Here is a 10,574-nt window from a genome sequence, read left to right on the forward strand (position 1 = left end):
ACCCGCAGTATCATCAGCCAACTTAGCAAATCATACTCAATAAATGAACGCATGACCTACAAGAGAAGCCCGCCATAAAAAAGAATAGCATTATACCCGCAGTATCACCAGCCACTTAGTAAATCTTACCCAACAGATGAGCACATTGCTTGCGAAGAGAAGCCCGCCATAAAAAGAATAACACTATACCCGCAGTATCATCAGCCAACTTAGCAAATCATACTCAATAAATGAACGCATGACCTACAAGAGAAGCTTGCCATAAAAAAAGGAATAACACTGCACTGCAATATCACCAACAGCTTAGGAAATCATACCCAACAGATGAACGCATTGCTTACAAAAAGAAGCTTGTCATATAAAATGGAACGCTATACCCGCAGCGTCACCAGCCAACTTAGCAATCTTATCCAACAATGGTCACATGACCTACAAGAGAAACTTGCATAAAGAAGAAATAACCAACTTTAACAGATCCGCTACCCAATGATCCTCAATCATTTTCCACCCCCTCCATACTTCACCGCACCAAATAATTTTGTTAATCCAATATTTCCATTAACTTTGAATTACAAAGTGCTTTCTATATGAACGAACAGCAGCATCTGGAAACGTTAAGTGATATTAAACGCATAATGGAACGCAGCAGCCGTTTCATATCCCTTAGCGGCTTAAGCGGCGTATGGGCCGGCATTTGCGGCCTGGCCGGCGCCACAGTGGCCTACCTCTGGATCCATAGCTACTATCTTGCCTGGGATACCCGCGGCAGTTATTATGATAACGACTACGCTGCCCTGCGCTTTAAACTGATTGCACTGGCAGTTGTTGTACTGGCCGTTACCCTGGCCGGCGGCGCTTATTTTACCTGGCGCAAGGCACGCCGCAATAACCTGCCCATTTGGGATGCAACCTCCCGTAAAGTTGTGGTGAACCTCTGTCTGCCACTGGTAACCGGCGGTTTTTTTATACTGGGGTTAATGTATAATAATCATGAACCTTTAATAGCCCCGTCCTGCCTGGTGTTCTATGGCCTGGCCCTGGTAAATGCCAGCAAATATACCCTCACGGATATACGTTATTTAGGTATTACGGAAATTATTCTGGGGATCCTGAATATCTTCTTTTTACGCCGTGGCCTTTATTTCTGGGCCCTGGGCTTTGGCGTGCTCCATATAATCTATGGCCTTGTAATGTGGTGGAAATATGAAAGAGGAATGAAAATAGAAGGCTGAAAACAGCAGGTATATTTTTCTCCAATTAATTTATGGAAATTGTGATGCAATGAATCCAATAGGTAATCTCAATAAATTATTCGACAGCCGCATTCGCCTGGGCGTGATGAGCGTTCTCATGGTGAATGAGGAGGTGAGCTTCAACGACCTGAAGCAGGTGCTGGAAGTGACAGACGGCAACCTGGCTTCCCACCTGACCACGCTGGAGGAGAACGGTTACCTGAAAGTGCACAAGGGTTTTATTGGCCGTAAGACCAATACCACCTATTCCATTACCAAAGCCGGGGAAAAAGCTTTTAAAGGGCACCTGGCTGCGCTGGAAAATATGATCCGTTCTATAGAGTGAAATTTTTTTTATCCCTATACTTTGAAATACAAAGTACTTTTTAAAACTTAAAACATGGAAACACCGCAAACCACCGAGAAGCAAACATTTATGCAACGTAATTCCTACTCCATTAAAGCCATGGTAATTGGCTTCCTGGTACTGGTATTGCTTATTCCCACCGCCATGATCATGGGCCTTATTTCCGAACGGGAGCACCTGCAAACAGATGCCACCAAGGAAGTAAGCAGCAAATGGGCCAACGAGCAAACCATTACCGGTCCGGTGCTGGTAGTGCCTTACACGGAGCTGAATGAGAAAAAAGAGCTGATCCGCAAACAGGCCTGCTTTTTACCGGATAAGCTCAATATCAACGGGCAGCTGGCGCCGGAGATCCGCAAGCGGGGCATTTATGAAGTGGCTGTATACAGCTCTCAGTTACAGCTGAGCGGCGCCTTTACACCACCCGACCCTGTAGCGTTGAATATACCGGCTACCAGCTTTTTGTGGGATGAGGCGTACCTGTCGATCGGTATTTCAGACATGCGCGGCATCACCAACCAGCTGCAGGTATTATGGAACGGACAGCCATATGTTTGCAATCCTGGCACGCCCGCGGCCGACTTACTGGGCAATGGTGTGCAAACACGCATTCCTTTAAGCGGTATGGTGGCTAATAGTGATACGGCCAGCTTTTCCATTAACCTGGGCCTTAAAGGATCCGGCCTTATTTATTTTTCACCGGTAGGCAAAACCACCCGGGTAAGTATAAACGCACCCTGGGCCAATCCCAGCTTTGATGGCTCTGTGCTGCCGGAAAAGCGCGATATCACCACTAAAGGTTTTACCGCCAGCTGGCAGGTGCTGCACCTGAACCGCAACTTCCCCCAAAGCTGGAGCGTAGGAGATAAATATGATATTAAAGATGCGGACTTTGGCGTAAAGCTTTTTTTACCGGTAGATGGTTATGCCAAATCCATGAGGGCCGTGAAATACGCCATACTGATCATCGGCCTTACCTTCCTGCTGTTTTACTTCATCGAGTTACTGCAACATCACAGCGTTCATCCATTACAATATATACTCATCGGCGTGGCCTTATGCATTTTTTACACTTTGCTGATTGCCCTTGCCGAGCAGCTGAATTTTAACCTGGCATATATCATTGCCACCCTGTTAACCCTAAGCCTGGTAACTGCTTACGCGGCCAGCGTGTTCAGAAAAGCTGGTACCACGCTGGCTGTAGGCGGTACCCTGCTTACGTTGTACGGGTTTATTTACGTGATCATCCAGTCAGAAGATCAGGCATTGCTCATGGGCAGCCTGGGCTTATTCATCATCCTTGCCATCGTCATGTACTTTAGCCGCAAGATCCGTTGGAATACACTGGGCGGTAATATCGCATACGATCAAAATGCTAACGCATGAAACGGAGCATGATCAATGTTGCTTGCACAAAGAAGTATATGCGGAAGGTGGTTCATAGAGGCAATCAAAAAATAAACGCATGAAAATTAAAATGATCCTGCCGGCATTAACGGAAGCAAAAAGCCCCTACTGGCGGCCCATTAAGTACTCCTTGTTCCCCCCGCTGGGATTGGCTACCCTGGCGGCTTACTGTGATGCGGATGATGAGATCATCCTGCAGGATGAGCATGTGGAAACCCTGCAGCTGAACGATGATCCGCAGCTGGTGATCATACAGGTGTACATTACCAATGCTTACCGTGCCTATGCTATAGCAGATCATTACCGCAGCAAAGGTTGTTATGTGTGCCTGGGTGGGTTGCATGTAACGTCGTTGCCGGAAGAGGCCATGCCTCATGCGGACAGTATCTTCATCGGTCCCGGTGAAGATACTTTTCCGCAGTTCTTAAAAGATCTTAAGCAGCGGCGCACGCAAAAGATCTACACCTCACAGCAACGTACGCTTCATAGCATACCACCCATACGCCGGGACCTGATCAAACGTAACCTGTACCTGGTGCCCAATTCCATTGTAGTGTCCAGGGGCTGCCCGCACCATTGTGATTTCTGTTACAAAGATGCTTTTTTTGAAGGCGGCCGCTCTTTTTATGTGCAAAAGGCAGATGAAGCCCTGGCGGAAATAGACCGCCTGCCGGGCCGCCACCTTTACTTCCTGGATGATCACCTGCTGGGCGACCGTAAGTTTGCCGCTGCCTTGTTTGATGGTATGCAAGGTATGAACCGGGTGTTCCAGGGCGCCTCTACCGTGGAAGCTATTTTACGCGGCAACCTGATAGAGCAGGCTGCAGCAGCAGGTTTGCGCAGTGTGTTCATAGGTTTTGAAACCTTCAGCAACAACAATCTGCAGCAAAGCAACAAAAAGCAGAATATCGGGAAAGACTATACGGAGGCCATCCGCCGCCTGCACGACCTGGGTATTATGATCAACGGCAGCTTTGTATTCGGGCTGGATGATGATACTGAAGATGTGTTTAAACGCACGGTAGACTGGGCGGTGAACAATGGCATTACTACCTGCACCTTTCATATCCTTACACCCTATCCGGGCACGGCTCTGTATAAACGAATGCAGCAGCAGGGGCGTTTGCTGCACAGCAACTGGGACCTGTATGATACGCGGCATGTGGTGTACCGCACCAACGGCCTTTCGGCACAGCAGCTGGAGCAGGGCTACAACTGGGCCTACCGCAATTTCTATAGCTGGCGCAATATTACCAGCGCCAGCCTGGCGCATACACAGCTGAAACATATGCTGAAACATTTTGCCTACGCCGGCGGCTGGAAAAAATTTGAACCATTATGGAACTTCATTATCAAAACCAAAGGGCTCAATCAAATGCTGCCCGTGCTGGAAGCTATTCTCTCAAAAGTTCCCGGGCGGCAAACACTGAAGCATGGCCCGCTCCAACACTCGTTCAATTAAAAGAGCGCGTTATGCAGCAGTACTGGTTTAAAAAATATGGGTGGACATACATTCCCGTTAGCATAACCGGCAGCCTGGTAACCATTGCCGCCATACTGCTAACAGGGGCCTGTGTTTGGATATTGGACCGCCAATGTTCATCCCTTGCCGATGCGCTGATCCACTTTTTTATTTATTTTACCTGTATTGCTTTCTGGTGGAAATGGATAGCGGAAAGCACGGCCCAAAAACCAAACAACCATGATGCCTCCTAAAAAGAACTACCTGCACCGCCGCCTGCACAGTTTCCGGTATGCCTTCAGCGGCATCGCTGCTTTCATTATCTCAGAGCCGCATGCCCGCATACACGCTGTAGCTACGGTGCTGGTAATAGCGCTGGGCGCCTGGTGCCATATTACCGCAGTGCAGTGGATAGCCATTAGTGTTGTTACAGGCATGGTATGGATAACGGAAATGCTGAACACCGTTATCGAAAAAATGATGGATCATTTGTCGCCGGACTACCACCCCCGTGTAAAATGGATCAAGGATGTAGCGGCCGGCGCCGTGCTCATAGCCGCCATAGTAGCCGTAATTACGGGTGCGGTGGTATTTCTGCCGGTTTTCTTTAAATAGCGGTTTTGAAACCAAACCATTATTCAACATTTCAATTAAGCATTAAATGCGTATGCAATTACCTACCATAGCAGGTAGCAGCAGAAAGGCCTTGTGGGTGGCTGTTACTTTTAGTATAGCATTATTAACGTTCCGCTGTATCCATACCGGCAGCTGGCAATATACCTTTCTGTTGTGGAACCTGTTCCTGGCCTGGGTGCCCTATTACGTAACCTGGATAATGCGGCGCCTGGACAGCAGTAAATGGCCCTTACCGGTATGGATACCGGTGTTCGGCCTGTGGCTGCTATACCTGCCCAATGCACCCTATATAATTACTGACCTGTATCATTTACCGGAAGGCGGTGCGCCCATGTGGTTTGACCTGATCCTGATCCTGTCTTTTGCCTGGAACGGCCTGCTGCTGGGCTTTATATCCATTAAGCAAATGCAGGGCATGTTCATAAACCGTTTTCCCAAATGGCCGGTACAGCTGTTTATTTTACCGGTAATGCTTTTATGCGGCTGGGGCGTATACATTGGCCGTTACCTGCGCTGGAACAGCTGGGATCTGGTAGTGCAGCCGGTGCCCCTATTGAGGGAAACTGGCGCCATGGTGCTGCACCCCATGGAGTATAGCCATGTATGGGGTTTTACGGTTTGCATGGGTTTGTTCATGCATATTCTTTACCACTTAAGGTTTGCTGCACATAAATGATCTGGCTATTGTCCGAATACCCTATACCAATTAAAAAGGGGGTGTATCGTTTATGATACACCCCCTTGCTGTATAAAGATGATTGTATTTGCTTAGAAATCCACGCCCATACCAAAGTACCAGATGGGGCTGCCGCGGAAGAAAGCGATCATTGGCCAGCCGGCGTCTACCCGCAGGAAGTAGCCTGCAATAGTAGTACGGGCGCCAAAACCATAACCACCTACAAAGGGCCCCAGGAAGCCTTCTTTGATCTTCACCGTTACGCCATCGCTGCCGTTATAATACGTGTAATTGGCATCTTTAAAGTTCAGCGTTTTATTCCAGGCAGTACCCAGGTCTATAAAGGATGTGAGCTGGAAGTTGCGCAGGAAGGCTGAGTTAATGGGCTTCTCAATAAAGGTGGCAAACACCGGCAGGCGCAGCTCTGTATTGAACAGCATTACATTATTACCATTTTTGGCATTTTGCTTATACCCGCGCATGTTCACCGCCAGCGTCTGGAAGCCGTAGTTGGCAGTCAGATCTACCGGTGTGTTGGTATTGATCTTCGGGTTCAGCCAGTTGTCAACGCCGCCCAGGTAGTACAGCAGCTTGCGGGTACCCCATGAAAGGTCGGCTGAGAAGCGGGTGGCCCAAATAAAGTTGCGGTATATTTTTTCATAGTGCCGCACATCAATACCCATGTTGTAGGTGAATTTGCCTTTACCCGCTGCAGTGGGGTTAAAGAAGCCGTTCAGGTCGCCGGAAAGCTGGGCGTTCATATCGCCATAGATCTTATACCGGGTGCCGTTCCAGATATTAATAGCCGGGTTAATGGTATTATCATACACATATTCCAGGCGTACCAGCGCATAGTTTTCGCTGAAGTCCTGCACTTTCAGGCTCTGGTCGTCAGAGGCCAGTATCACCATACGGTCGTTACGGAAGCCGGTTTGCAGGCGCAGGCTGCGTACCTGGTCAAACGGATAGCGTACTTCCAGCTGGTACAGGTTGGTCTTCAGCTTAATGGGATACAGATCGCCCAAAGATGCCTTATCTACCTTACGGTAATAAGTGAATTTATAATCAAACCGTTTTTTCAGGTAAGCAAAAGAGGCAAAGTATTCCGTACCATCCAGGGAAGACGGTATGCGGAAGCCGCCGCTGAACTTATAATCTTCCATCAGATCGCTTACGCCTATACGAATTAAGCCGTTCACCGGATCTGTTAACCGGATGGGGCTTACCGGCGGGCCGGTAAAGGGCTGGTACTTGTTAATAAGTACGGAGTTATCTATCTGTGCGATCAGGTAGTCCGATGAGAATTTGAGCTTATACGGCAGCAGGCGCGCTTTTTTCAACACAGCTTCTATCTGTGGTATTGAAATGGGCGGTATGCCATCTTTTACAGCAGCAACAGTATCTGCCGGATCGTTACCAAATTCGTTCTGGAAAAAGTCAGGCTTTTTGACAGTATCCCTGGGTGGCTGCTGCCCGTGATAGGTAGGCAGTCCCATACGAATGCTGTCCTGGTGCATCTGGTACTGGCGGAAGGCGGTAGGCCGGGCCGTTACATTACGTTTACGCAAGGCAGTAGTATCTACCTTTAGCTTCACCAAACGTTTAAAATTGTTAATGGCTGTTACTTCAGATACCATTCCCTGGTCGCCCGCTATACGGGATTCCTTAATACCATACTGGTAGTTAGTTACCGGGAATACATAAGTTGAATCTTTGGTGATGGTGATTGCTGCCACGGAATCCGGAGCCGTAGTGCCGTATGCGGAGAGTGCAGAATCCAGCTCGGAAGGATCCGGGTTATGCAGGATCTCTGAGCCTACAAAGAATAAGCTGTCCACACCTGCTCTTTCCGATTTAAAGAAACCGGCAAAGCGGTTACGGATCCCGTTTTCATCTGTTACAAATGTAAAGTGTGTGTTGTTATACTGCATGGGCAGGCGTGCATCGCCATGCTTCATGTCTGTAAGCTGGGAGATCTGTTTTTCAGAGGTCTTGTTCCAGTTATCAACCAGGAATACATTATAGCGGCCGCCGGGCAGTACGGTATCTGCGCTGCGTGCTGTGGGTGAAGGGCGGTTGGATGAATAAATGATACCGCTTTTACCCGGGAAGGCTACAAAAGAAGGGTCCAGGTCATCAAACACATCGTTGGTGATCTGTTCTGTTTTGTAGTTGCTGATGTTATAGGTGAAAATATCCGTATGCCCGTTCTTAACAGCAGAAAGCAGCAGGGTATTATCAAATTCAAAGAAGTACTTCATATCTATCACCCGGTCAAACATGTTCAGGTCCTGCTTGGTGGTGATCTTGCTGATCAGGTCATACACCATCAGGCGGGTGCGGCCTTCATATTCATAAACCACGGCAATACGGTTACCCTTCTGGTTCCAGGCTATTTGCGGGTAGTTGGGATCCAGCTGGTTGGCCAGCTGTTTTACGCCGCTGCGCAGCAGTATTTTCGGTTTATTGTCGCCTACCTGGATCTGTACGCGGTACAGGCCTTTCTTAAATTCTACTACAGCGTAGGAATTGTTCCGGGGATTGGCCTGGAAACGGTAAAAGTCGGATTTACCTACTTCGCGTGTTACCACGGTGCGGCCACGGGCTATTTGGCGGCGGCGGCGGTTATCCTGCTGGTATTTCCTGATGTTGTACATCATGAAATCTTCCATGGCCTTTTTGGGCGTTTGGCTCAGCACCTGCTCAAAACCTCTTTTCAGCCCCCGGTTTATGCGGGATATGTACATGAGGTAGGGTACGGCATCTTTCCCGTATTTGCTCTCCACATAAAACCAGAATGCATGGCCGGCCAGCAGGGGATGGTCATATGCAAGGGAGTTGAACTTGGTATATTTACCGGATTGCAGGATGGCTTTCAGCTCTTCATCTTTCTCCGCATTCCAGTTCTCTGCCGCATAGGCAATAAAGCCGTCTGTAAACCATTTGGGAAAATCTATCAATACGGCATTACCGGCAAACTCGCCGATATCCTCACCAAACAAAAGGGTTTCCAGCATTACGCGGGCTATGCCCTGCCGTATCTGGATCTGCAGGTGTTTATGGTCGCCATCAAAATAAACGATCATTTTATTACCCACCAGTTTAGTAACCCCGCCGGTGTTCTGCCAGTCAACACCAATACCAATGTTGGACTGCTTCATTTCGCCAAAGCTGTTATAAACTACTATATTCAGCCTTTGACGGAAAGAGAACTCCATGAACTGTTCCAGCGAGGGTAACTCCTTCTCCGCTTCCTGGGCTACATACTTACCCAATTCCAGCCCGTTCTGACTAAAATAAGTGTTGAAATGCCGGGTTTGATAGTACCGCCACTTGAAATTCTTGTGCTGTACGCGGTTTTGCCCGAATTCAACAGTATTGGTCTGTGCCTGGGATAGAAAATACGTGGTTAGTAATAGGGTACCGGTGAAGAATAACCTGGTAGTAAATCTGTTCATACAGAAAGTATTGATAATATTGTATCTGAATTAAAATTAGCAAAAATCGGGTAACAATGATTGAAATCAAATATTTCCCCTACAATCCGTTCGAGGAGAACACCTATTTGCTTATTAACGAAAAAAGGGATTGCATAATTATAGACCCTGGCTGTTATTTTGAGGAAGAAAGAAAAGAATTACTGGAGTATATCGAAAAAGAGGGGTTAAATGTTACCCGCCTGCTAAATACGCACTGCCACCTGGATCATATTTTCGGGAACCGCCTTATAGCAAAAACCTTTAATGTAGGGTTGGAGATCCATAAGCTGGAACAGCCGGTGCTGGACCGTTCCCCCCAGGCAGGCGCTATGTATAACGTACCTTTTGAGCCTTCGCCTATGCCTGCCCGTTATATGGAAGAAGGGGAAAAAATAACCCTGGGCGCCTGTGAGCTGGAGGTGCTGTTTACACCCGGGCATTCCCCGGGCAGCGTATCATTCTACTGCGCGCAGGAACAATTTGTAATTGCGGGCGATGTGTTGTTTTACCAGAGCATTGGCCGTACAGACCTGCCGGGTGGCCATCACCAGACCCTTTTGAACAGCATCCGTCAAAAGCTGTTTGTATTACCCGATGCCGTAAAGGTATATCCCGGGCACGGGCCTGCGACCACCATTGGTTTCGAGAAACTACATAACCCCTTCCTGAGGTAATTAATAATTAAAAATGAATAATTAATAATAAAGGGTCCGGCATGCACTTGAAGCGCATGCATAACGATTATTAATTATTCATTCTTCATTATTAATTGTTACCGCAGGTAACGCCCAATGAACGGTAACCGCTGAAACTCCTTGCGCTCCATGCGTAGTATAAACCACCCGTATGCCGCAAACAGCAGGGTAGCTACGATCAGCGAAAGCGGTTTTAATGCATATACGTTGCCGGGAGAAAGCAGGCGGGTATTCAGTAAGTGGAATACGAACCAGGTAACTACTGCCAGGCCAATGTAGGTAAGGATCCTGGGCAGATGGTAAGGTACCGGGTAATGTTTTTGCCCCCATACATAACAAACCGCCATCTGGATAAAATAACATACCATGGTGGCCAGCGCAGCGCCATAATAGCCCATAACAGGTATCCACCAGTAGTTAAATAAAAAGGCCAGCGCAGCGGTGATCAGCGTAATCACAGCGCCTGCCCGCGTACGGTCCGTAAGCTTGAACCAGATGGTAAGGTTATAATAGATACCCAGGAACATATTGGCCAGCAGCAGCACCGGCACTATACGCATACCCTGGTAGTAGAAGGGCTTGCGTAAAAAGATCTTCCATACATTCAGGTACAGGCTTAC

The 10,574-nt window shown here is 48.0% G+C and carries 10 protein-coding genes; 8 read left to right on the forward strand and 2 right to left on the reverse strand.

From position 1 onward, the window contains the following. Nucleotides 1–587 precede the first annotated feature (587 nt). The 7 genes from VIM87_RS07260 to VIM87_RS07290 all read left to right on the forward strand — a co-directional run bounded on the left by VIM87_RS07260 (nucleotide 588) and on the right by VIM87_RS07290 (nucleotide 5,780). Nucleotides 588–1,232, forward strand: a complete 645-nt coding sequence (locus VIM87_RS07260; protein ID WP_331996339.1) for a hypothetical protein — start codon at nucleotides 588–590, stop codon at nucleotides 1,230–1,232. A 49-nt stretch (nucleotides 1,233–1,281) separates the two neighbouring features. Further along, entirely contained in the window at nucleotides 1,282–1,578 is a 297-nt protein-coding gene (locus VIM87_RS07265; RefSeq protein WP_089906627.1) for a winged helix-turn-helix domain-containing protein, read from the forward strand. A gap of 54 nt (nucleotides 1,579–1,632) precedes the next feature. Continuing rightward, nucleotides 1,633–2,985: a cell envelope integrity protein CreD gene (gene creD / locus VIM87_RS07270; RefSeq protein ID WP_331996340.1), complete on the forward strand. Its 1,353-nt coding sequence runs from the start codon at nucleotides 1,633–1,635 to the stop codon at nucleotides 2,983–2,985. A 79-nt stretch (nucleotides 2,986–3,064) separates the two neighbouring features. After that, nucleotides 3,065–4,468 carry a B12-binding domain-containing radical SAM protein gene (locus VIM87_RS07275; protein WP_331996341.1) on the forward strand — a complete coding sequence of 468 codons (1,404 nt, stop codon included), beginning with the start codon at nucleotides 3,065–3,067 and terminating at the stop codon, nucleotides 4,466–4,468. 11 nt (nucleotides 4,469–4,479) lie between these two features. Continuing rightward, entirely contained in the window at nucleotides 4,480–4,722 is a 243-nt protein-coding gene (locus tag VIM87_RS07280) for a hypothetical protein (RefSeq protein WP_331996342.1), read from the forward strand. Then, on the forward strand, nucleotides 4,709–5,083 hold the full coding sequence (locus VIM87_RS07285; RefSeq protein ID WP_331996343.1) for a diacylglycerol kinase family protein: 375 nt from the start codon (nucleotides 4,709–4,711) through the stop codon (nucleotides 5,081–5,083). Before VIM87_RS07280 ends, VIM87_RS07285 begins: the two co-directional genes overlap by 14 nt. Before the next feature lie 52 nt (nucleotides 5,084–5,135). Continuing rightward, nucleotides 5,136–5,780 carry a DUF1361 domain-containing protein gene (locus VIM87_RS07290; RefSeq protein ID WP_331996344.1) on the forward strand — a complete coding sequence of 215 codons (645 nt, stop codon included), beginning with the start codon at nucleotides 5,136–5,138 and terminating at the stop codon, nucleotides 5,778–5,780. A gap of 92 nt (nucleotides 5,781–5,872) precedes the next feature. Here the strand turns inward: VIM87_RS07290 and VIM87_RS07295 are convergent, their stop codons facing one another. Continuing rightward, nucleotides 5,873–9,238, reverse strand: a complete 3,366-nt coding sequence (locus VIM87_RS07295; RefSeq protein WP_331996345.1) for a hypothetical protein — start codon at nucleotides 9,236–9,238, stop codon at nucleotides 5,873–5,875. A gap of 56 nt (nucleotides 9,239–9,294) precedes the next feature. On the opposite strand from VIM87_RS07295, the gene VIM87_RS07300 reads away from it, so the two are divergent. Next, a complete protein-coding gene (locus VIM87_RS07300; protein WP_331996346.1) occupies nucleotides 9,295–9,933 on the forward strand; it encodes an MBL fold metallo-hydrolase in 639 nt (212 codons plus the stop codon). 98 nt (nucleotides 9,934–10,031) lie between these two features. Here VIM87_RS07300 and VIM87_RS07305 read toward each other — a convergent pair. Further along, nucleotides 10,032–10,574 (reverse strand): polysaccharide biosynthesis C-terminal domain-containing protein (locus VIM87_RS07305; RefSeq protein ID WP_331996347.1); only part of this gene is annotated, 543 nt, incomplete at its 5' end.

The sequence above is a fragment of the Chitinophaga sp. genome, assembly GCF_036569125.1.
In the GTDB taxonomy this organism is placed as follows: domain Bacteria; phylum Bacteroidota; class Bacteroidia; order Chitinophagales; family Chitinophagaceae; genus Chitinophaga.

Bases quoted from the DNA above. Each gene is read 5' to 3' on its own strand.
- VIM87_RS07260 (WP_331996339.1), top strand. From the start codon at position 588: ATGAACGAACAGCAGCATCTGGAAACGTTAAGTGATATTAAACGCATA.
- VIM87_RS07265 (WP_089906627.1), top strand. From the start codon at position 1,282: ATGAATCCAATAGGTAATCTCAATAAATTATTCGACAGCCGCATTCGC.
- creD (WP_331996340.1), top strand. From the start codon at position 1,633: ATGGAAACACCGCAAACCACCGAGAAGCAAACATTTATGCAACGTAAT.
- VIM87_RS07275 (WP_331996341.1), top strand. From the start codon at position 3,065: ATGAAAATTAAAATGATCCTGCCGGCATTAACGGAAGCAAAAAGCCCC.
- VIM87_RS07280 (WP_331996342.1), top strand. From the start codon at position 4,480: ATGCAGCAGTACTGGTTTAAAAAATATGGGTGGACATACATTCCCGTT.
- VIM87_RS07285 (WP_331996343.1), top strand. From the start codon at position 4,709: ATGATGCCTCCTAAAAAGAACTACCTGCACCGCCGCCTGCACAGTTTC.
- VIM87_RS07290 (WP_331996344.1), top strand. From the start codon at position 5,136: ATGCAATTACCTACCATAGCAGGTAGCAGCAGAAAGGCCTTGTGGGTG.
- VIM87_RS07295 (WP_331996345.1), bottom strand. From the start codon at position 9,238: ATGAACAGATTTACTACCAGGTTATTCTTCACCGGTACCCTATTACTA.
- VIM87_RS07300 (WP_331996346.1), top strand. From the start codon at position 9,295: ATGATTGAAATCAAATATTTCCCCTACAATCCGTTCGAGGAGAACACC.